At 38.1% G+C, this 20,528-nt stretch carries 19 protein-coding genes and 1 tRNA gene; 12 read left to right on the top strand and 8 right to left on the bottom strand.

Annotated elements, in window-relative coordinates; genetic code table 11:
• The first annotated feature begins 18 nt into the window (after positions 1–18).
• Complete coding sequence (gene dapA, locus KVT27_RS20465; RefSeq protein WP_217581842.1) at positions 19–921, top strand: 4-hydroxy-tetrahydrodipicolinate synthase; 903 nt, start codon at positions 19–21, stop codon at positions 919–921.
• A gap of 18 nt (positions 922–939) precedes the next feature.
• On the top strand, positions 940–2,421 hold the full coding sequence (locus KVT27_RS20460; protein ID WP_150906825.1) for an aldehyde dehydrogenase family protein: 1,482 nt from the start codon (positions 940–942) through the stop codon (positions 2,419–2,421).
• A 61-nt stretch (positions 2,422–2,482) separates the two neighbouring features.
• On the opposite strand, the gene rpoN is transcribed toward KVT27_RS20460, so the two are convergent.
• Both rpoN and KVT27_RS20450 read right to left on the bottom strand, forming a co-directional pair.
• The gene (gene rpoN, locus KVT27_RS20455) at positions 2,483–3,769 is read right to left on the bottom strand and encodes an RNA polymerase factor sigma-54 (protein WP_217581841.1); all 1,287 of its coding nucleotides are present in this window, start codon (positions 3,767–3,769) and stop codon (positions 2,483–2,485) included.
• Positions 3,770–3,949: 180 nt separating this feature from the next.
• Entirely contained in the window at positions 3,950–5,014 is a 1,065-nt protein-coding gene (locus KVT27_RS20450) for a M24 family metallopeptidase (protein WP_036145814.1), read from the bottom strand.
• Positions 5,015–5,149: 135 nt separating this feature from the next.
• On the opposite strand from KVT27_RS20450, the gene KVT27_RS20445 reads away from it, so the two are divergent.
• Positions 5,150–6,832 (top strand): peptide ABC transporter substrate-binding protein, encoded by a 1,683-nt coding sequence (locus KVT27_RS20445; protein ID WP_217581840.1) that lies wholly within the window; start codon positions 5,150–5,152, stop codon positions 6,830–6,832.
• A 41-nt stretch (positions 6,833–6,873) separates the two neighbouring features.
• Here KVT27_RS20445 and KVT27_RS20440 read toward each other — a convergent pair whose 3' ends face one another.
• From KVT27_RS20440 to opp3b, 4 genes are read right to left on the bottom strand one after another with little or no spacing between them, the layout of a single operon-like run.
• The gene (locus tag KVT27_RS20440) at positions 6,874–7,239 is read right to left on the bottom strand and encodes a DUF3899 domain-containing protein (RefSeq protein WP_254636212.1); all 366 of its coding nucleotides are present in this window, start codon (positions 7,237–7,239) and stop codon (positions 6,874–6,876) included.
• On the bottom strand, positions 7,236–9,227 hold the full coding sequence (locus tag KVT27_RS27195) for an ABC transporter ATP-binding protein (protein WP_217581839.1): 1,992 nt from the start codon (positions 9,225–9,227) through the stop codon (positions 7,236–7,238). Before KVT27_RS27195 ends, KVT27_RS20440 begins: the two co-directional genes overlap by 4 nt.
• A gap of 12 nt (positions 9,228–9,239) precedes the next feature.
• A complete protein-coding gene (gene opp3C, locus KVT27_RS20430; RefSeq protein WP_217581838.1) occupies positions 9,240–10,271 on the bottom strand; it encodes an oligopeptide ABC transporter permease in 1,032 nt (343 codons plus the stop codon).
• On the bottom strand, positions 10,268–11,197 hold the full coding sequence (gene opp3b / locus KVT27_RS20425; protein ID WP_036145808.1) for an oligopeptide ABC transporter permease: 930 nt from the start codon (positions 11,195–11,197) through the stop codon (positions 10,268–10,270). The genes opp3C and opp3b overlap by 4 nt, the downstream gene beginning before the upstream one ends.
• Positions 11,198–11,347: 150 nt before the next feature.
• On the opposite strand from opp3b, the gene KVT27_RS20420 reads away from it, so the two are divergent.
• From KVT27_RS20420 to tsaD, 6 genes are all read left to right on the top strand, one after another.
• Positions 11,348–11,423, top strand: a tRNA-Asp gene (locus KVT27_RS20420).
• A gap of 470 nt (positions 11,424–11,893) precedes the next feature.
• Positions 11,894–12,232: a hypothetical protein gene (locus tag KVT27_RS20415; RefSeq protein ID WP_036120956.1), complete on the top strand. Its 339-nt coding sequence runs from the start codon at positions 11,894–11,896 to the stop codon at positions 12,230–12,232.
• 331 nt (positions 12,233–12,563) lie between these two features.
• Positions 12,564–13,013: a tRNA (adenosine(37)-N6)-threonylcarbamoyltransferase complex ATPase subunit type 1 TsaE gene (gene tsaE / locus KVT27_RS20410; RefSeq protein ID WP_036127398.1), complete on the top strand. Its 450-nt coding sequence runs from the start codon at positions 12,564–12,566 to the stop codon at positions 13,011–13,013.
• Positions 13,010–13,717: a tRNA (adenosine(37)-N6)-threonylcarbamoyltransferase complex dimerization subunit type 1 TsaB gene (tsaB, locus tag KVT27_RS20405; protein ID WP_208705076.1), complete on the top strand. Its 708-nt coding sequence runs from the start codon at positions 13,010–13,012 to the stop codon at positions 13,715–13,717. Before tsaE ends, tsaB begins: the two co-directional genes overlap by 4 nt.
• Positions 13,710–14,162 carry a ribosomal protein S18-alanine N-acetyltransferase gene (gene rimI, locus KVT27_RS20400; RefSeq protein ID WP_036120951.1) on the top strand — a complete coding sequence of 151 codons (453 nt, stop codon included), beginning with the start codon at positions 13,710–13,712 and terminating at the stop codon, positions 14,160–14,162. The genes tsaB and rimI overlap by 8 nt, the downstream gene beginning before the upstream one ends.
• Positions 14,162–15,178: a tRNA (adenosine(37)-N6)-threonylcarbamoyltransferase complex transferase subunit TsaD gene (gene tsaD, locus KVT27_RS20395; RefSeq protein WP_217581837.1), complete on the top strand. Its 1,017-nt coding sequence runs from the start codon at positions 14,162–14,164 to the stop codon at positions 15,176–15,178. The genes rimI and tsaD overlap by 1 nt, the downstream gene beginning before the upstream one ends.
• 437 nt (positions 15,179–15,615) lie before the next feature.
• Here tsaD and KVT27_RS20390 read toward each other — a convergent pair whose 3' ends face one another.
• A complete protein-coding gene (locus KVT27_RS20390; protein ID WP_208705078.1) occupies positions 15,616–17,559 on the bottom strand; it encodes an ABC-F family ATP-binding cassette domain-containing protein in 1,944 nt (647 codons plus the stop codon).
• A 244-nt stretch (positions 17,560–17,803) separates the two neighbouring features.
• On the opposite strand from KVT27_RS20390, the gene KVT27_RS20385 reads away from it, so the two are divergent.
• From KVT27_RS20385 to tatC, 3 genes are all read left to right on the top strand, one after another.
• Entirely contained in the window at positions 17,804–18,439 is a 636-nt protein-coding gene (locus KVT27_RS20385; RefSeq protein ID WP_012291935.1) for a redox-sensing transcriptional repressor Rex, read from the top strand.
• Positions 18,440–18,604: 165 nt separating this feature from the next.
• Entirely contained in the window at positions 18,605–18,790 is a 186-nt protein-coding gene (locus tag KVT27_RS20380; RefSeq protein ID WP_008176991.1) for a twin-arginine translocase TatA/TatE family subunit, read from the top strand.
• 16 nt (positions 18,791–18,806) lie between these two features.
• Positions 18,807–19,628, top strand: coding sequence for a twin-arginine translocase subunit TatC (tatC, locus tag KVT27_RS20375; protein ID WP_217581836.1), 822 nt, complete (start codon positions 18,807–18,809; stop codon positions 19,626–19,628).
• Positions 19,629–19,706: 78 nt separating this feature from the next.
• Here tatC and KVT27_RS20370 read toward each other — a convergent pair whose 3' ends face one another.
• Positions 19,707–20,471, bottom strand: a complete 765-nt coding sequence (locus KVT27_RS20370; RefSeq protein ID WP_036120942.1) for a CPBP family intramembrane glutamic endopeptidase — start codon at positions 20,469–20,471, stop codon at positions 19,707–19,709.
• Positions 20,472–20,528 lie beyond the last annotated feature (57 nt).

Below are 20,528 nucleotides of genomic sequence, written 5' to 3'. Positions count from 1 at the left end.
GATAGAGGAGGAATAAAGATGAAAAAACTAGAAGGTGTATTTCCTGTATTAGTAACGCCGATGAAAAATCAAACGGATATTGATTGGGATGGTTTCCGTCAAAATATTGAACATTTTATTGAAGCAGGGGTAACAGGTATTGCTATTAACGGTAGTACAGGTGAATTTGTAAGTTTAACGAAAGAAGAACGGTTTAAAGCAGTAGAAGTAGCTGTAGATCAAATTAAAGGGCGAATTACATTGATTGTTGGTACAGCAGCTGAAACAACTGCAGAGGCAATTATCTATACACAGCAAGCAGAACAGGCGGGAGCAGATGCAGCATTATTAATTAATTCCTATTACGCACATCCAAAAGAAGATGAAATATATGTTCATTTTAAATCAGTAGCCGAATCTGTAAGCTTCCCTATTATGATCTATAATAATCCGTTTACTTCGGGGGTAGATATTGGCTTAGAAACGATTTTAAAAGTAGGTAGAGATGTTCCCAATATTACACATATTAAAGAATCAAGCGGCAATATTGGAAAAGCGCGTGATATCGTACGTCAAGGCCGAGATGATATAAAAGTATTTTGTGGCTCGGAGGATTTAGCTATCGAATCATTTTTTGTTGGGGCTGTTGGGTGGATTTCTGTTTCTGGAAATATTGTGCCAGAGCTTGTGACAAAATTATATAGTCAAGTAAAAGAAGGGAACTTAGAGGCAGCTTGGGCAATTTATGATCGCTTATTACCTTTATGTGCATTTTTAGAGGGATCGGGTAAATATGTTCAAATTACTAAACGTGCAATGGAACTAAAAGGATGGGCAGGAGGGCCTTGTCGTCTACCAAGACTCCCACTAACAGAGGAAGAAGATGCCCAGCTTAAAGCAATTATGACTAATTTAGACGTACTGGCAATTGAACATTATTAATGCAAAGGAGGATGAATGATGGAGGCAGTGTTGACATTAAAACCACAAGTAAAGGAATTTCTACAGTCCACGATCGGCTTGTATATCAATGGTGAATATGTGCGAGCTCAATCAGGTAAAGCATTGAATGTTTTAAATCCTGCTAATGAAGAGGTCATTGCGGTAGTAAGCGAAGCACAAGCAGAAGATATTGATCTTGCAGTAGAAGCTGCTCGAAAAGCATTTGATGGTGAATGGTCAACGATGGAGGCAGCTGAACGCTCACGAATTATTTATAAATTGGCAGATTTACTAGAAGAACATCGTGAAGAGCTAGCACAGCTTGAATCATTAGACAATGGAAAACCATATAAAACTGCTCTTGCAGATGATGTGGATGGCACAGTTCAACATTTTCGTTATTATGCGGGCTGGGCAACAAAAATTACAGGCCAGACTGTACAAGTGTCGAAAGATTATTTGAATTACATTGTACATGAGCCCGTTGGAGTTGTAGGTCAAATTATTCCTTGGAATTTTCCTCTTGCAATGGCGGCATGGAAGCTTGGTTCAGCGTTAGCTGTAGGATGTACGGTTGTCATCAAACCAGCGGCTGAAACGCCATTGTCATTATTATATGTGGGGCAATTAATGAAACAAGCTGGTTTTCCAGACGGTGTAGTAAATATTGTACCAGGTACTGGAGAAGCGGGCGAAGCGATTGTTACTCATAAAGGTGTAGCAAAAGTAGCCTTCACAGGATCAACAAAGACAGGAATACACGTGATGAAAAAGGCTGCTGATGATGTGAAAAGTATCACATTAGAGCTTGGGGGGAAATCTCCTGCTATTGTGTTACCAGATGCAGATGTCGAGGAAGCAATAGAAGGAACATTTGCTGGGACGATGTACAATCATGGCCAAAACTGTAGCGCATGTACACGGGTATTTGTGCATAGTAGTCTATACAATCAATTTATTGAACGACTCGCAGAAAAGGCTAAAGCATTGAAGGTAGGGCCAGGCTTAGACCCAGAAACAGATATGGGTCCATTAGTGTCACAAAAGCAATTAAACACTGTTCTTCATTTTATCGAAAAGGGAAAAGAGGAGGGTGCTCGCTTAGTAGCTGGTGGAGATCGAGCACTGCCAAAGGGATATTTTGTCCAACCAACTATCTTTGCTGATGTTCAGGACACGATGACAATTGCCCAAGAAGAGATTTTCGGACCTGTTATGTCCATTCTATCGTTTGATACAGTAGATGAAGTAATTGCACGCGCTAATAATAGTAAGTATGGACTTGCTGCAAGCATTTGGACTGAAAATGTGAAAAAGGCACATTATATTGCTAGTAAACTACAAGCAGGGACAGTATGGATTAATGATTTTGGGTTAGAATGGGAAACGATGCCATTTGGAGGTTACAAACAGTCAGGGATTGGTCGTGAAATGGGCGGTGAATATGGATTGTCCAATTACACTGAGGTGAAAAGTGTATTTGTTAATATGAAGCAATAATAAGCGAGTTTGCATGAAAGAAGGAAAAGGAGCTATCTTCAATAGGTAGCTCCTTTTCTCGTTATTGAAAGGGTATTATTTTACGCCGTGCAGAGGACGGGATACTCATGTCCTCGCGGTATTTGGCAATGGTACGTCGAGATATTTCAATGCCTAAAGCAGCGTTAAAATATTCAGCTATTTTTTGATCGGAGGAGGGCTTAGCCTTATTTTCTGACTTGATATAGTCTGACAGCAAAGACTTCACCTTTATTTGTGATACACTCTGACCATTGGCTGTCGACAATTTAGAGCTGAATAATTCCTTTAATTCAAAGGTGCCAAAAGCAGTTTGTACATATTTATTTGTTGTAATACGACTTACCGTCGATTCATGAACTTCTATTTGGTCAGCAATTTCACGCAACGTAAGTGGTTGCATGGCGTCGAAGCCATTCAGAAAGAAATTTTTTTGCTTTTCAATAAGGGCCTTCATAATATTGATCATTGTATTTCGACGTTGTTCAATGCTGTTCACTAGCCAGTGGTAGTCAGCTAAGTGTTTTTTAAAATAACTCTTTTCTGAGGAATGAGCTTTTATATAAGGAAAGTAGTCAGCGTGAATACTAATCTTTGGTAAATAATAGTCGTTCAATGAAAAGGTGATCCCACCGTCAACAATATCAACAATAATATCTGGTATCGTCGTATGTACCAATTCCTGATAAAATAATGAGCTTAGTTTTGGCTGTAATGATTGTATAAAAAGATAGATCATTTGTAAGTCATTTAGTGTTATATCCAGCTCTTTTAATATTTTCTTCCAATTATTATGAGCAAGCTCTTCTAGATAATTAGAAATAATAGTATCGGCATGAGCAGGGCTGTTAGGACAATAAATAGTTTGTAATAGTAAACATTCCTTTAAATTACGTGCACCCATTCCTAAAGGACCAATCGTTTGTAATAAATGAACGCCCTTTTCTATTTCTAGGTCATTATAAGAAGTTTGTATAGGTTGCTCATAATAACCATTGTCATCTAAATGATAAATAATATGTTTTAAGAGCTGAATGTCTTTTTCATTATCAAATGTTAGCCTGACCTGCTGGAACAGCTCATCACGAATATTTTTTTCACATTTTGTAGAAAGATGCCAATTGTTATAGTGTCCGCTACTCATTTTTGGAATCTGTAGATGCTCTTTAAGTGCTGGTTCACTTAGCTCGATTAACGGATTAACGAGCTCTTGTTCACGTATATATTGTTCTAATTCCTGAGTTGAGTATTGGAGTAGCTCGATTGCCTGACGAAGTTGGGTAGACATAACGATTTGTAATTCTTGTGTTTGTTTAATAGAAAGTTGCATACTTAAACCTCGATTCTCTATCAATCTATCTAACTAACTTAGAAAAATATAGTGACAAGAAACTTTGACATGTGCAACGAAATGAATCATTAGCTTTCAATAATAAGCTTAAAATGTTGAAATAAATGGTTTTAAAAAGTGTAAAAAAAAGTAAACATCTATAGGGTAAGTGTAAAGAAATTATAAAATAATGAGTTCTTTTGGCGAGTGTGTGATTATTTCAACACCGTCTTTTGTAATGATGACATCATCCTCTATACGAACACCACCAACTTGTGGAACATAAATGCCTGGCTCAACTGTAAGCACCATATTCTCCTCTAAAACGTCTTCACAAACTGTCGACATGAAAATATTTTCGTGAATATCTAGACCGATGCCATGACCTGCTCCATGTCCGTAATTTTCTCCATAGCCTTTAGTTGTAATATAGTCACGTGTATAGCTATCTGCCTGTCGACCAGTAATACCAGCCTTCATATTAGAAAGGGCGTGTTGCAAGGAGTCATAAACAATTTGATATATTTCTTTTAATTGTTCAGGGGGCTCGCCGACAGCAATAGTTCTTGTCATGTCAGAACGATAGCCTTCATAATAAGCGCCAAAATCAAGTGTAAGCATATCACCTTGCTCAATAATTTTCGAAGATGCCACGCCATGTGGTAGAGCAGAGCGATGACCAGAAGCGACAATCATATCAAATGCAGCGCCAGTAGCACCATTTTTACGCATATGGGATTCTAGCTCATTGGCAATTTCGATTTCTGTAACACCAGGTTTAATGAATGTCAAAATATGCTTAAAGGCTTCATCTGAAATCCAAGCTGCTTTCTTCATAATTTCAATTTCCTCTGGTGTCTTAATCATACGTAAATCCTCCACAATAGTAGATAAAGGCTTTAATGTTGCTGTTAATTTATTAGCCATTAATTGATACGTGTAGTAAGTGACGTGATGTTGTTCAAAGCCAACAGTTTGAATGGATTCCTGTTCTAAAATTTCTTGAATCGTTTCATATAAACGGCTGCGATCAATTTCATGAACCTCAAATGTTTTACTTTGCTCTGTTGCTTGCTGTGTATAGCGGAAGTCCACCAATAAAAGTGCTCGTGTGTTAGTTACTACAACCGTTCCTGCACTTCCTGTAAATCCTGTTAAATAACGTCGGTTTTGAGCATTTGTAATAATAATTGCGCTTGTACCTTGTGCTTGTAAAGCATTTCGTAATTGTTCTAGTTTTGACATGTTGTCATTCCCCCTTTAATGAAAGTATAATGCAAAATCTGTGCCAATTTTAAAAAAATTAGAATCGGCATGGAAATTGCATAGATTTTTATAGTGCGATTTCTTTCGTGCAATAAAATTAAAGGGGTTTTGAGGATGGCTAAAAAAACAAAATGGCTCTTCGTATTGTTAGCATTAATGCTCGTTGTATTGGTCGGTTGTTACGGCAAAGATAACACCACTTCTGGAAATACTACAAATAATAATGAAACAGACCATGCATCTTCTGATGGGGACGACACTATTGCCTCACAGGAACTTCATTTAGTGGCAACAGGAGATTTAACGACGATGAGTTCTTTAGGGAGTGTAGATGCACTTGCTGTGACGGCAATGAACTCAGTATTTGAGGGATTATATCGTATAGGTCCTGAAAATACACCCATCCCAGGTATGGCAGAGTCACATGAAGTTTCTGAGGATGGTACAGTATATACATTTAAAATACGTAAAGATGCTGTGTGGAGTAATGGGACTCCAGTGACAGCACATGATTTTGAGTATGCATGGAAAAGAGCTATAAATCCCGAAACTCAAGCAATCTATTCATACTTAATGCTAGATATAAAAAATGCTGCCAATGTGCAAACAGAAGAAGATCCCCTTTATGGGAAGGTGGAGGAAATCGGTATTAAAGCAATAAATGATGAAACGTTAGAAGTGCAGCTAAATGCGCCGATCCCATACTTTATTAGCTTAACAACGTATGCACCGTTCTTCCCATTAAATAAAGAATTTACAGAGTCCCAAGGCGATCAATATGCACTAGAAGCGGAAAATATGATCTATAATGGACCATTCATGATGGAGTCTTGGCAACATGGTCAAGGATGGACGTTCGTCAAAAATGAAAGTTATTGGGATAAAGACACGGTAAAGCTCACTAAAATCACGCAGAAAATAGTGAAAGATACGGCAACGGCTGTCAACCTCTATGAAGCTGGTGAAATAGACACTGCCGAGTTATCTAGTGAATATGTTGCTCAATATAAAGACAGTCCAGAGTATTCAACGTTTTTAAAGCCAAATACGTATTTTATTCGTATGAATCATGAAAATAAATATTTATCTAATCTAAACATTCGTAAGGCCATTGATATGGCATGGGACAAACAAGGATTCGCTGATGTGATATTACAGGATGGTTCCATTCCTGCTTACTATTTAGTACCTCAGGGATTATCAACAGATGACAAGGGGAATGATTTCCGTGATGGCAACGGCGATATGAATAAAACAAATATCGAGCTAGCGAAGGAAGCGTGGGCTACTGGCTTAAAGGAGCTTGGTGTAGACCAAGTAAAGCTGGAGTTTTTAACATATGACCGTGCAGAATCTAAAAAAGCCGCTGAATTTATTAAAAACCAATTGGAGACGAATTTAGAAGGCTTAGAACTAACAATTAATATGCAGCCAAATAAGCAAAAGCTTGCATTAGAAGGGGCTGTTGATTTTGATTTAGACTATGGTGGCTGGGGCCCTGACTATCAAGACCCTATGACTTATATTGAATTATTTGAGTCAACGGCTTATTATAATCAATCTAACTATAAAAATGAAAAAGTTGATACACTTATTAAACAAGCAAAAACTACCTCTAATGTTACCGAGCGTTGGGAACTTATGCAGCAAGCCGAAAAATTAATGATGGAAGATGTAGCATTTGCCCCAACATTCCAAAAAGGGTTAAGTCGTTTGACAAAACCATATGTGAAAAACTTATATGAGCATCCATTCTCAGCTGACATAAGCTATAAATGGGTAGAAATTGTAAAATAAAAAGTGCTGTCCTCTTTTCTCGAGAGGACAGCATTTTTCATTTATAGATAGAAAACTATAGATAAAATGGCTGTTACTGAGCAGCCAAGTATACCTGCTAGTAGTAGCGGATAAGTGAAGGTATAGGTCGGAGCATGAACATATTCTAAATCTCCATCTAATTCCAAGGCATAGACACCATTTTTAGTAACACGTGCAAAAAAACGTTTGAAACTATAGGCGATGCCATTAAAAAGCCCACCTTGTACAACAACCAATGAAGCACCTACAATTGTAGAAGTAAGTGAAGTGAGGAAAACATTGTCAATTATCGTTAAAAAAGTGATTGGTTGGTGGAGGAGCCAGGTATAGCTGAGGGAAACTATGATTATACCGCTAGCAAGTAAGAGGAAGGTCTTTAATTTCAAAGTAATATACCTCCTTCTTGTGCTGAACGGTATTGGACAAGCTCCTCCTCTGTCAGCATAACAAAGTGACCAGGCCGTATCTCAACAAAGCTTTCACCTTCAATATTTCGGTTAGCTTGATAGGTAGCTTCATTAAAAATAATGCGTTTGCGGTCTCGCTCTAGCTTAGGATCTGGTAATGGGATGGCCGATAATAATGATTTTGTATAAGGGTGTACGGGGTGATCATAGAGTTCTTGACTGTCCGCTAGCTCAACGATTTTCCCTCGATACATCACACCAATACGATCACTAATATACTTCACCATTGACAAATCATGTGCAATAAAAAGATAGGTCAACCCACGTTCTTGCTGTAACTTTTTTAGCAGATTCACTATTTGTGCCTGAATGGAAACGTCCAATGCAGAGATAGGCTCGTCTGCAATGATGAGTTCAGGCTCTACAGCTAGAGCACGTGCAATACCAATACGCTGACGCTGGCCACCACTAAGTTCGTGTGGATAACGGTTTGCATACTCCTTTGTTAATCCGACTATGTTTAATAGCTCATATATTTTTGACTTCCATTCACTTTTAGGTACTTCATGGATAGCCAATCCTTCTGCAATAATATCCATTATCTTCATACGTGGATTGAGAGAAGAATAGGGATCTTGAAAAATCATTTGCACCTTGCTATTGAAGGCAAGCTTGTCTTTTTTTGTTTGATGGTCATTGATATTACGGCCATCAACGTGAATGTCACCACTGGTAATCGCATGGAGTCCAATAATGGAACGTCCCGTTGTCGATTTACCACATCCGGATTCTCCTACAAGACCAAAAATTTCTCCTTTATAAATATCGAAAGTAATGCCATCTACCGCTTTATTAACCATGTTTTTACTTAAAGAAAAGTGCTGCTTAACCTCTTTTAATGATAAATAGGGATGTTCTTTATCAAAGATAGCTGGTGCCTGACGCTTCTCTTGCTGTACTTGAGCAAGCTGTTGGTGAACCGGTACTATTTTCGGTGCGTGTTCATGCAATAACCAAGTGGCAGCGAAATGAGTGTCGCTGACCTGAAACATAGGTGGTTCCTCTATAAAGTCAATTTTCAAGGCATGTTTATTACGAGCTGCAAAGGCGTCACCAGTAGGGGGGTGGAGCAGGTTTGGTGGCGATCCAGGAATGGCATATAATGAGTTTGTATGAATATCTGGATTAGGCATGGCTGCGAGTAGCCCTTGTGTATAAGGGTGCTGACATTGATAAAATATTTCATCAACTAAGCCAATTTCAATGATTTTTCCAGCATACATCACGGCAACACGATCTGCCATTTTAGCGACAACACCTAAATCGTGGGTAATAAAGATAATGGATAAATTCATTTTTTGTTGTAGATTTTTTAATAATTCTAAAATCTGTGCTTGGATCGAAACATCTAGTGCTGTGGTAGGCTCATCAGCAATGATGATACGTGGCTCACAAGCAAGAGCCATGGCAATGACTATTCGCTGGCGCATACCTCCAGAAAATTGATGTGGGTATTGTTTATATCGTTTATCAGCTTCTTTAATACCGACAAGTTGCAATAGTTCTATAACACGGTTAGTTATGTGTCGGCCACGTAAAGTCGTATGTTTTTTTATACTTTCTGCAATTTGGTGACCAATCGTCATCGTAGGGTTTAAGGCAGTCATGGGATCCTGGAAAATCATAGCGATTTCAGCTCCGCGTATTGCTCGAATTTCTTGTTCACTGGAAGATAGAATATCATGTCCATCATAAAAAATATGTCCGCTTTTTATCATGGTGGACTCGGTTGGATTGAGGCGAAGAAGGCTTTTCGACGTAACTGATTTTCCAGAGCCAGACTCGCCTACAATGGCTAAGGTTTCACCTTCAAATAAATCAAATGATATATTACGTACGGCTTGTACCTCACCATTATACGTGTTGAAGGAAACACTTAAATTTTTTACCTCTATTATTTTTTTCATTTAGAGCACCTCCTATTTACGAGTTTTTGGATCGAATGCATCACGCAGTCCATCACCGAGTAAATTAAAGCTAATCATAATTAAACTAATGACAATAGATGAGACAATCATGCCATGTGGATAAATTCTTAATAGTTTATATGAATCATTAACAATTGTCCCCAAAGAAGCGGTTGGAGGTTGTAGCCCTAGTCCAATAAAGCTTAATAAAGCCTCTGTGAAAATAGCACCTGGGATAGTAAATGTGGTCGCAACGATAATTGGTCCAAGCGTATTGGGAATTAAATGCTTCCATATGAGACGCTGGTTACTAGCACCGAGTGTTCGTGAAGCAAGTACATATTCATACGTTTTTAACTTCAGAATTTGTGCGCGAACAATTCGAGCCATACTAATCCATCCTACGATCACCATTGCAATCGTAATTGAAATAATGCCAGGCTTTAAAATAAGGATCAGAAGAATGTTCACAATTAGTCCGGGGATACCCACTAACACTTCAATAATGCGTTGCATGATAGTATCTGTTCGACCACCATAAAATGCTGAAACAGCCCCATAAGCAACGCCTATAATGAGATCGATGGTTGCTGCTAAAAAAGCTATATAAAGAGAAATTCTTGTTCCTTCCCATACACGTGTCCAAAGATCTCGCCCTAATTCATCTGTACCGAACCAAAAATATTCTTCAATACCTTTCGCTTCATATTGGTCTATGCCGCGGCTATCGACACCATTCAAGCCTAAGAAAGAAATATTCTCAAGGACAGGAATTTTTGGCGGTAAATTGGTACGCGTAATATTTTGTTCGTCATAGCCGTGGCTATTCATAAAAGGTCCGAAAATGGCAAGTAATAGAACAATGATAATAGTACATAGCCCAACGATAGCTGCTTTATTTTTTCGCAAACCACGCCAAGCATCCTGCCAAAATGATTGCTCAGGACGATAGGTGAAATCATCTGTAATATCAGTTTGCGTTGCATATTCAAATAACTCCTTTGGATGACTCTTCGTTGTACCATCTGTCAGTTTTATGGTCATGCCTTATCGCCTCCCGTCACACGAATGCGGGGATCAATCAAACCGTATAAAATATCGATGATTAAAATGACGGTTACAAATAATACCGCATAAAAAATAGTTGTCCCCATAATGAGCTGATAATCATTCGTAATAATTGAATTAACAAATTGCTCACCTAAACCTGGAATACTGAATATCTTTTCAATAACAAGTGAACCAGTAATAGTGTTCACGGTTAACGGACCAATAATAGTCACGATTGGGATCATGGCATTTCGAATCCCATGCTTTGTAATAATAATAGGCTTTGATAATCCTTTTGCTTTTGAGGTTAAAATGTATTCTTGACTAAGGACTTCTAGCATTTCAATGCGCGTGAAACGAGCAATTGTAGCAATTACTCCTACTGCTAAAGCAATTGTTGGTAAAATGGAGTACTCAAAGCCATTCCAAAAGGCAATGGGTAACCAGCCCAATTTAACGCCAACCCAATACTGTAAAAAACCTGCAAAAACAAATGATGGAATGGATATGCCTAGTACGGCTAGTATTGTAGCGCCATAGTCAATAATCGTGTTGTGTCTTAGAGCAGCTATAATGCCTAAAAAAAGACCAATAATTGTACCTACTAGAATGGCTTGAAAGCCCAAAATAGCTGATGCACCAATACGTTCCTGAATAATCTTAGTCACTGGTCGATTATCAAAGACAAAAGAAACACCTAAATCTCCTTGTACAAGATTCGTTAAATAAATACCAAATTGCACAGGGACCGGCTTGTCTAATCCATATTTTTTGTAAAGCAGCTCTTTTTGCGTCTCTGGAAGGCGTTCATCATTAAATGGTGAACCAGGCAAAGCCTTCATTAATAAAAATGACAGCAGGATAATAATAAAAAGTGTAATGATCATATAGCCAATTCGTGTAAATATGTACCGAACCATGGCACCAGCCTCCTACTAAATAGTGTGTTGAAACTATTAATTTATTTGCAAGATTGATGCCAATTGTTAGAAAAATAAGAGAAGAAAAAATATGAAAATATATATTGCATACCTTTTTCTTATATGATATATTTATAAATGTCTTAAAGAGGTCCCGTGGTGTAGCGGTTAACATGCCTGCCTGTCACGCAGGAGATCGCCGGTTCGATCCCGGTCGGGACCGCCATTTAAAATTGATATGTTCGCTCTTATGTACTGTTACAGTCATAAGAGCTTTTTTGTATTGAATGAGAATTTTCTTGCCGACTAGCTGTCAACCATAAAATTTATTCAAGCATTTATTTCAATTGTGAAAGTGTCACTTTATGAAGACCTAGTTCACAGGGTATAAACATAGAGGTGAAAAGCTTTACATTTGGTGAAGGGTTTATGACCTACCTCCTATTGATTTTAATAAAATAACATCTATTGCCCTAAATGGCCCCACTACTGTCACTCAAAATACGCCCTATCCCAATGAAATCACTTGTATTATTGAAATGAAACTAATGAATTGTATATATTTAACATTATCTAAAGATAGTAAAAATTACCGATAAATGATGACGGTTTTATAAGGTAAAATGAGATATGTTTCTAAAATTAAAACGATGGGTAAAAATTAGAAGTAATTGGATTGGCTACGGAGGTGTTTATATGGGCAAAGACCATTTCTTAAACCATTTTTATGTACCTTTGCTTATTGGTTCCATGATTATGATGGTAGGCTGTGGAGATCCTATTATAGAGATTGAAGAAGCAAATACGTATCACTGGCAAAAAAATATGAACGAAGTAGAATTTGAGAAATTAAAAAATGATATGTCATATATTGAGGTAGTAGAGACAGCAGGTGGCGCAGGTAAAAAGGTGAAAAATAATGAATACCGTTGGAATGATGAAACTTTGTTGACTCAGGCTTATATAGTGAAATTTAAGGATGATAAATTAATTGCTAAAGAGATCATAGCTGTAAAAGGCCATTCCAATCGATAATTGTAAAATGTCTTTGTAAAAGAAGGCATCTCAACATGTAGACAAAAGCCATCGGGAAAATTCACTCTCGATGGTTTTTGTTCTCTTATCACATTCACTGGAAAGCATTCGCGTAGTGGAAATCAGCAGCTTTACTTTTTTCATTGTACAGTCTGACACGTCTTCATCAGAGAAGTCGTGTTTTTGTTTTCATCGTGTCACCTCACTGCTGTTATTAAAAGAGCTTTTTAACGAGCGCAATCAAAGCAAGTATAATGGTATTGGATGCTTTGAACATTTTGGCTAGTTTAGGTAAACTAGAGGTAATGTAGTGATGAGAGGAAAAAAGAATATGTATGAATTAATCATGAATTCAATTGATGATACAGAACGTTTTGCCTGCAAACTTGCGAATAAACTAGAAGCTCAAGATACGATTACATTAGAAGGTGATCTAGGCGCGGGCAAGACGACATTTACGAAAGCCTTGGCGAAGGGGCTGGGGGTCAAACGAACAGTCAACAGTCCTACATTTACGATTATTAAGCAGTATGAGGGAAGAGTACCGTTTAATCATTTAGATGTATATAGGTTAGCAGAAAGTGATGAAGACCTTGGTTGGGATGAGCTGTTTTATGGAGATGCGGTATCAGTGGTCGAATGGGCGCATTTAATTGAACAGGATTTGCCACAGGATCGTCTAGCGATCGAGATTTACCGAATCGGAGAAAATGAACGACGCTTTGTGTTAATACCTCGTGGAGAACGCTATGAGGCACTATGTGAGGAGCTAATGAAATGATTTGGTTAGGAATAGAAACAGCAAATACACCACTTTCCATTGCAGTTGTAAAGGACGGCAAAGTAGTGGCCGAGATGGTACAAAATGTAAAATTAACGCATTCTGCAGGTGCGATGCCAGCGATTGAAGAAATCTTGGCACGAATAGATGTAAGGCCGAATGACTTGGATGCGATCGCAGTATCTGAAGGACCAGGTTCTTATACGGGTGTCCGTATAGGTGTGACATTAGCAAAGACATTAGCATGGACATTACAGAAACCCTTAGTCGGCGTATCTAGTTTAAAAACATTAGCTGCCAACGCTGCCCTTTATAATGGATTAATTTGTCCAATTTTTGATGCTAGAAGAGGCAATGTCTATACGGCAGTTTATCAAGGTGAGACATTAGAAGCACTTGTGGAGGATCATCATGCACATATTGATGATTTATTAGTGCGTTTAAAGGCATTAGAGCAACCTATTCTATTTGTAGGAACAGATGTTGATATATTTTGGGAGAATATTGTGCAAATACTTGGTGAACATGCAGTACGTGCACCATTTAGTATTGACTTGCCACGCGCAACGGAAGTCATTCATCTAGCGACGAAAATGGAGTTGCCAAGTGTCGAAGCTACCCATCACTTCGTTCCACAATATAAACGGATTGCCGAGGCTGAGGCGAACTGGCTGAAAGAACAGAAGGAGAAGAAACATGAGTAGGAATGTAACTTATCGAAAAATGGTTTCTGACGATGTGCCAGCAGTTTATGAAATAGAATTGGCTTCATTTCCAGTACCATGGACGTTAGATTCCTTTTACTACGAAGTGCATGAAAATCAGTATGCGCATTATGTGCTGGCTATAGATGAAGAGGGTAGTATTATTGGTTTTTGTGGAATGTGGATGGTCATAGATGCAGCTCAAATAACAAATGTAGCTGTGATTGAGCAGGCTCGTGGCAGAGGGATAGGCGAAGGATTAATGCGTGAGGCGATGCATATAGCGCGTTTACATGGAATGGAAGTCATGACGCTTGAGGTACGTGTAACAAATGTAGTTGCACAAAATCTCTATCGCAAGCTTCTTTACCAAGATGGTGGTATACGGAAAGGCTATTATACTGATAACGGGGAGGATGCCCTTGTCATGTGGGTGAATTTATAATGAATAATGGATTGATATTAGCAATAGAATCGAGCTGTGATGAGACAGCTGCCGCAATTATTCGAAATGGTCATGAAATTGTTTCGAATGTTGTTGCTTCACAAATAGAAAGCCATAAGCGATTTGGTGGCGTAGTTCCTGAAATCGCTTCACGTCATCATGTTGAACAAATTACAGTGGTTATTGAGGAAGCATTAGCACAAGCGAATATAAAGCCAGCCGATTTAGATGCTGTTGCCGTTACGGAGGGTCCAGGTTTAGTCGGTGCGTTGCTAATTGGCATAAACGCGGCTAAGGCGTTTGCATTTGCCAACAATTTACCGATTATCGGTGTGCATCATATTGCAGGTCATATTTATGCCAATGCTCTAGTCCAGCCAATGGAATTTCCATTATTGGCACTTGTTGTATCAGGTGGGCATACGGAGCTTGTTTATATGAAGGAACATGGCTCCTTTGAGGTTATCGGTGAAACAAGAGATGATGCAGCCGGTGAGGCATATGATAAAGTGGCACGAGTTTTAAATTTATCCTATCCAGGTGGCCCACGCATTGATCAGCTTGCTCATGAGGGCGAAGAGGCTGTTCCATTTCCAAGAGTGTGGTTAGAGGAAGGATCTTATGATTTTAGTTTTAGTGGCTTAAAATCAGCGGTCATTAATTATAAACATAATATGGATCAACGCGGCGAAGCAATTTCTCCAGCCGCTGTAGCAAAGGGCTTTCAGGAAAGTGTTGTCGAAGTACTAACAGCGAAAACATTGCGTGCCGCTCGCGAATATCAGGTGAAGCAGGTCATTGCAGCTGGTGGTGTAGCAGCCAATAAAGGCTTACGTGCTTCATTAGAGACAGTGTTCGCTGAGGAAGGGATTGCGTTTTTTGTACCACCACTCAAATTGTGTACAGATAATGCTGCAATGATTGGAGCAGTAGCGATGCCAATGTATGAAGCAGGAATCCGAGGAAACTTAATGATGAACGGTCGTCCAGGAATGGAGTTAAAATCCTGGGTGTAGTAGTAAATGAAGGAGGTATCTTATTGAAGATATCTCTTTTTTTATTGTCGAAAATTTGTTGATAAAAAATGAATGTAGCGAAGAGAAACATCCACTGAAACACTTTAATTGACAAATTTTTCAGAAAATTATCCACAGGTAGTAGAGCGAACTGAATACCGAACACGCGTACTTATGCACAAATTGTTGATAACTTGTGCATAACTTGTGATTATTCAATATATAGTAGCATGTTTTACATGGGATGGTGTGGATAAAATAAATTTTAATTGTGGACAGTGTGGAAAACTCTGTTGATATGTTGGTATTACTAGATTTATGGTGTGAATAAAACTGTGGGCATTTTTTGTCGAAAAATAGCACTTGACCAATATATATGAAAAATGAAGGAGAGTAAAGAAAAAAGCCATGCGACAATGCACACGGCTTAAATCAAATTACATATTTATATTTTCTAATTCTTCATTTAACGCTAGCCACTCTAATTCTAAAAGCTCATGCTGTTCCTTTTCAGTAGCCAATTCGTCTTGCAGTTGGGTAATTTTTTCATGATCTGTAAAAATTGCAGGGTCACAGAGAGCTTCCTCTAATCTATCAATGGAGGCTGTCGTTTCTTGCATCTTGCCTTCTAATTCTTCGATAGTACGTCTTATTTGTCGTTCACGCTTTTTTGCCTCTTTATCAATTCTAGAGGTAGAGGACTTATCAGGTAGGTCCTGCTGTAGTTGCGGTTGGGAAGTACTTTTCATTTGTGCTAGCTCCAACAGCTCCTGTTTTTTCTCTACATAATAATCATAGTCCCCTAAATATTCAAACGACCCAGTTCCAGACAACTCCACTACCTTCGTAGCGATACGATTAATGAAGTAGCGGTCATGGGAGACGAATAGAAGCGTTCCAGGGTAATCGATCAACGCATTTTCCAGTACCTCTTTACTATCTAAATCTAGATGGTTTGTAGGCTCATCGAGAATTAAAAAATTGGCCTTTTGCATCATTAATTTTGAAAGTGCCAGTCGTGCTTTCTCACCGCCTGATAAAGAAGAGACGGTTTTATCCACATCCTCTCCACTAAATAGGAAACGTCCTAATACGGTGCGAATATCTTTTTCATTCATCAGCGGCCATTCATCCCATAGCTCTTTTAAGACACTTTTATTGCTTGAAAGCTTTGCTTGCTCTTGATCATAATAGCCAATTTGTACATTCGTACCATAACGGATATCACCTGCTAGAGGTGTTAAATCTTTCACAATCGTTTTTAATAATGTCGATTTACCAACTCCGTTTGGTCCAACAAGAGCAATCCGATCCTCGCGAAAAGTACGTAGCTTAATCCCACTAGATATGCGCTGATCGTTATAGCCGATTGTTAAATCATCAACGGATAACACATCATTTCCACTTTGACGTTCAATCGTAAAACCAAAACTAGCGGATTTCTCATCACCATCCGGCGATTCCATCCACTCTGTTCGTTCAAGCATCTTCCGTCGACTTTGTGCCATTTTTGTTGTAGAGGCACGTGCAATATTCTTTTGGATAAAATCCTCTAGCTTGGCCTTTTCGTCTTGCTGACGCTCAAAAAGTTTGACATCACGTTCATAGTTTTTAGCTTTTTCATCTAAATAAGCACTGTAGTTGCCTGTAAATTTTGTGACACGATGACGTGAAACTTCGTAGACAATGGAAACAACTTGGTCTAAGAAGTAGCGGTCATGTGAAACAATTAAAATAGCGCCCTCATAGCTCTTTAAATAAGATTCTAACCAAGATAATGTTTCAATATCTAAATGGTTCGTAGGCTCATCGAGAATCAGTAGGTCTGGTTTACTCAATAAAAGCTTAGCTAGTGCTAAGCGTGTGCGTTGTCCACCAGATAGTGAGCTAATAGGTTTATCATAGTCTTCCGGATAGAATTGCATACCGTGAAGCACTGCGCGTATGTCCGATTCATATTGATAGCCGCCAGCATCCTTAAATGTATGCTGTAGTTGATCGTATTCCGACATAACTTTGGCATACAGAGTAGGATTTTCATAAACAGTAGGATCTGCCATTTGCTGTTCGAGCGAGCGGAGTGTTTGTTCTTGAGCTAAAAGGGGTTCGAAAATGGTCATCATTTCATCCCAAATAGTTAACGTAGAATTTAATCCGGCATGTTGCTCTAAATAGCCAACCTGGATGCCCTTTGGAATAATGATATCCCCCGAGTCATAGGACATTTGACCAGCAATTATTTTTAATAAAGTAGATTTACCTGCACCGTTGCGCCCTACTAAGGCAACGCGATCACGGTGTTGAACTTCTAATTTCACACCACTTAAAATTTCATCTGCAAGAAAGGATTTAGTTAGTTGATTGACCTGTAAAACAATCATTCTTGACACCTCAATTCTACCTTAGTGTAATGGATGAACGATTTGCATGCAATGTCGGTGCTTTACTTATTCCAAGCAGTCATGTAAGATTGAAACGATTTCTTTTTAGTTAGCTGCGTACAAAGCGCCATTAACTAAAGAGAAATACGCTAGTGGATTGAAAAATGTTGTATATAGTTAAGGATATATGTATTAAAATTAGTACAGTAAAATAGATTGAGTTTCATTATAAGGAGGAGAAAGTTTGAAACAAGAATTAAAAATTCCACAAGCCACTACAAAAAGACTTCCTCTTTACTATCGATTTATTCAAAACTTTGCACAAGAAGGTATGGAACGTATTTCGTCGAAGGAACTGAGTGAAGCGATGAAAATAGATTCTGCAACCATTCGCCGTGACTTTTCTTATTTTGGTGCTCTTGGAAAGAAAGGCTATGGCTACGATGTACAGCATCTATTACAATTTTTTAGCCAGACGCTTGATCAACATGAAACAACAAAAGTAGCGTTAATTGGCGTGGGGAATTTAGGCAGTGCATTATTAAAATATAATTTTCAAAAAAACCACAACACTCATATTGTTGTAGCATTTGATTCGAAAGCGCCGAAGGATGGCAAAATGATTAGTAACATTCCTGTTTTTCATCCTGATTTGCTGGAAGAAAAGTATGCAGAATATGGGGCTGAGCTAGCTATTTTGACAGTATCACCGCGCTCTGCACAAAAAATGGCAGATCGGTTAGCGGCTATGAATGCAAAGGGAATTTTAAACTTTACGCCCGAGCGCTTAACGGTGCCAGATAGTATGCAGCTCTTAACCATTGATTTATCGGTAGAATTGCAAGCGCTTATTTATTTAATTCGGAATCAGGAAGTGTGAAATTTTTACATATTTTATAGTGGAGTTCACTGTTTCTGTCAAATAGTAATTTTAAATAAAACAAGGTAAAATCAGTGAGAGTGACGAAAAACTTTCACATATAATTAGTTAGCAAAATGGCGAAATATGCGTTAAAATGATGGATATAAAGAGGAGGTGGCTGTAATGGGCGGTATTGGTCCTATGAGCCTCATTATTATCGGAGTTGTCGCGTTACTAATTTTTGGTCCTAAAAAGTTACCAGAGCTTGGTAAAGCATTTGGTTCAACACTACGTGAATTCAAAAATGCTACTAAAGGTTTAGCCGACGAAGATGATGATGACAAGAAAAAGAAAGAACTAGATAAGTAAGTTAGGATGTTGAGGAATGAATCCAAAAGATCTAACTGTCATTGAGCATATAGAAGAATTAAGAAAACGGCTGTTCATTGTTGCCGTTTTCTTTGTTCTCGCTATGGCTGGCGCCTTTTTTGTCGCAAAGCCACTTGTTAAATACCTTCAAACCACAGGAGCAAAATATAATATTGAGCTCCATGCATTTGACGTAGTAACACCACTAGCAATTTATATTCAAGTTGTTTTTTTAATTGCATTTATTCTTTCATCGCCAGTATTAATGTATCAATTGTGGTCGTTTATTAGTCCAGGATTAAGGGAAGTAGAGCGAAGAGCAACCTTAAGCTATATACCATATTCATTTTTATTGTTTATCGCAGGGTTATCTTTTTCATACTTTTTATTATTCCCGTATGTCATCAAATTCATGATGAATTTATCAAATGATTTAGATATTAAGCAAACAATTGGAATACATGAGTATTTTACATTTTTATTTAAACTCACAATACCATTCGGTTTTCTATTCCAATTACCTATTGTAGTATTGTTCTTTTCACGGATAGGAATATTGAGTCCAGATCTACTAATTCGTATTCGTAAATATTCATACTTTGGTTTATTTGTATGTGCTGCTCTCATTGCACCGCCTGAATTGGCGTCTCACTTAATGGTATCAGTGCCGCTATTTATCCTGTATGAAATTAGTATTATGATATCTCGAGTAGGTTATAGGAAATATTTAAAATCAGAGGAAATTCGATTAAAAGAAGAGCAAGAAGCGGAGCAAAAGCGCCAGATTGAAGAGGCACTTGAGCAGCAACGACGACAAATAGAAGAATTGAATAAATAGTAATAGATAAAGCTCGGTACCTACATAAAGGCACCGAGCTTTTGTATTTTTGACAACTTTATAGAGCTTTACAAAAATTTATTGCATTTTTTCTAGTTCTTGAAGAAACTTTTGCAATGGCTCTGCATAGAATTGTACAAGTGTCACAAATCCATTCAGCATGACGTGTGCAATAATGGAAGTCCAAATACGTTTTGTTTTGTGATATAAAAAGGCGAAGATCAAACCACAAATTGTATAAAGTAAAATATGAGAGAAGTCGAAGTGGATAATCGCAAAGAATATAGCACTTACTATTGCCGCCACCCAGAAGTTTGTTGTTTGGACAAGTGATCCAAAAATAACTCTACGGAAGACGAACTCTTCTAAAATGGGACCAAATACAACGATCGCTAATATGGCGATAGGTGCTCCTTTAGCTATAGCGACAATATCAGCGGTATTTTGGGAACCTCCTTCAATACCAAAAACAGCCATTTCAATAGCTGCTCCAATCATTTGACCAAAAAATACAAGGAAGAAACCAAGAATACCCCAAACAATTGTGAGTGGTATTGTCTCTTTTTTTCCTTGATAGACGTTCCAAAAGGCTTTATCACGGGATGTTAAGATTAAACTTAAAATGAGCGCCACGGCAAAGCTAAGCGCAATATACCATCCTTGAGTTATCGGTGCTGCTTGCTCAGAAGCTAGGCCAGTCATCTTCATAACGAGCTTGTGAAACGGTAAGAGCAACCATCTGCTTGAGATGTGCATGAGGATATAAATCAGTAAAACATATAGAGCTGTTTTTTTATGTTTTGTTACTTTTGGAGAATTAGTCACAGTCAAAATCCTTTCCATTCATAGGCTTCCTTTCTATTGTAGATGAATATGGAAAGAAAACAAAATTTTTCGAAG

It is taken from the genome of Lysinibacillus sp. GbtcB16, assembly GCF_019091145.1.
Taxonomy (GTDB): domain Bacteria; phylum Bacillota; class Bacilli; order Bacillales_A; family Planococcaceae; genus Lysinibacillus; species Lysinibacillus fusiformis.
Note: the sequence above shows the minus strand (reverse complement) of the source record. Positions and strands in the feature narration are given on the sequence as shown.

Bases quoted from the DNA above. Each gene is read 5' to 3' on its own strand.
- tsaB (WP_208705076.1), top strand. From the start codon at position 13,010: ATGATTTGGTTAGGAATAGAAACAGCAAATACACCACTTTCCATTGCA.
- KVT27_RS27195 (WP_217581839.1), bottom strand. From the start codon at position 9,227: ATGAAAAAAATAATAGAGGTAAAAAATTTAAGTGTTTCCTTCAACACG.
- KVT27_RS20390 (WP_208705078.1), bottom strand. From the start codon at position 17,559: ATGATTGTTTTACAGGTCAATCAACTAACTAAATCCTTTCTTGCAGAT.
- KVT27_RS20370 (WP_036120942.1), bottom strand. From the start codon at position 20,471: ATGGAAAGGATTTTGACTGTGACTAATTCTCCAAAAGTAACAAAACAT.
- tsaD (WP_217581837.1), top strand. From the start codon at position 14,162: ATGAATAATGGATTGATATTAGCAATAGAATCGAGCTGTGATGAGACA.
- KVT27_RS20460 (WP_150906825.1), top strand. From the start codon at position 940: ATGGAGGCAGTGTTGACATTAAAACCACAAGTAAAGGAATTTCTACAG.
- tatC (WP_217581836.1), top strand. From the start codon at position 18,807: ATGAATCCAAAAGATCTAACTGTCATTGAGCATATAGAAGAATTAAGA.
- opp3C (WP_217581838.1), bottom strand. From the start codon at position 10,271: ATGACCATAAAACTGACAGATGGTACAACGAAGAGTCATCCAAAGGAG.
- KVT27_RS20450 (WP_036145814.1), bottom strand. From the start codon at position 5,014: ATGTCAAAACTAGAACAATTACGAAATGCTTTACAAGCACAAGGTACA.
- dapA (WP_217581842.1), top strand. From the start codon at position 19: ATGAAAAAACTAGAAGGTGTATTTCCTGTATTAGTAACGCCGATGAAA.
- rpoN (WP_217581841.1), bottom strand. From the start codon at position 3,769: ATGCAACTTTCTATTAAACAAACACAAGAATTACAAATCGTTATGTCT.
- KVT27_RS20380 (WP_008176991.1), top strand. From the start codon at position 18,605: ATGGGCGGTATTGGTCCTATGAGCCTCATTATTATCGGAGTTGTCGCG.
- rimI (WP_036120951.1), top strand. From the start codon at position 13,710: ATGAGTAGGAATGTAACTTATCGAAAAATGGTTTCTGACGATGTGCCA.
- tsaE (WP_036127398.1), top strand. From the start codon at position 12,564: ATGTATGAATTAATCATGAATTCAATTGATGATACAGAACGTTTTGCC.
- opp3b (WP_036145808.1), bottom strand. From the start codon at position 11,197: ATGGTTCGGTACATATTTACACGAATTGGCTATATGATCATTACACTT.
- KVT27_RS20415 (WP_036120956.1), top strand. From the start codon at position 11,894: ATGGGCAAAGACCATTTCTTAAACCATTTTTATGTACCTTTGCTTATT.
- KVT27_RS20445 (WP_217581840.1), top strand. From the start codon at position 5,150: ATGGCTAAAAAAACAAAATGGCTCTTCGTATTGTTAGCATTAATGCTC.